The 710-nt window shown below is 36.1% G+C and carries 1 protein-coding gene; it reads right to left on the reverse strand.

The window, feature by feature from the left end; genetic code table 11:
• Positions 1 to 710: flagellin hook IN motif-containing protein (locus CSUIS19073_RS08270; protein WP_337214422.1), on the reverse strand; the 710-nt coding region annotated here is incomplete at both ends.

Raw genomic sequence — 710 nt, forward strand, 5'->3', positions numbered from 1 at the left:
GAGTTGCACTTATTGTTCCAGAGTTCATATATTTTAAATTAACTGAAGCTTGGTTGTAAGCCTGAGATGCTATACTAGCATTAGATATCATAGCAGCACTAAAATTTAAACCAGAAACTGTAGACATACCATTTAAGCCTATTTTAATATCTCTAGCGTCTTGACGAATAAATGTTATTTGACCTAGTAAAACCACTCCAGCAGTATGACCATTAGCAATTGATACATTCGCATTAGAAGCACCATCTTTTAGACCCATATATTTAGCAGAAGTAGAAAACGCTCCAATTCTAATCGCTCTCCCATCCTTGGCGGCTAGGACTAATCTACCATTTTGAACGCTAGCCTCTACACCAGTTTCATCTTTTTTAGCATTAATTGCTCCGATTAGTGTGTTATCACTATCATTGGCTTTTACGGTTACATTACCGATTGTTACACCATTTATTAATAATCCTTGAATAGTTCCAGCAGATATGGTGGCACTTAGAATTTGAGTGTTATTTACAGTTGCTTTTATACCAGTTTTATCGCTTACACTATTCATCATTTCAGCAATTGCTTTATAACCTTCTTTTTGGAATGTTGCTTGGTCTATTTTTTGAAATTCATAGCCACCAGGATAGCCATCAATTCCGCTTAATTTGACTGTGACACTAGAAACAGTAGAAATAGCAGATACGGCAGCATTGCTAGTAGTCTCAAACCTC

This window comes from Campylobacter sp. RM19073 (genome assembly GCF_024723495.1).
Lineage (GTDB): Bacteria > Campylobacterota > Campylobacteria > Campylobacterales > Campylobacteraceae > Campylobacter > Campylobacter porcelli.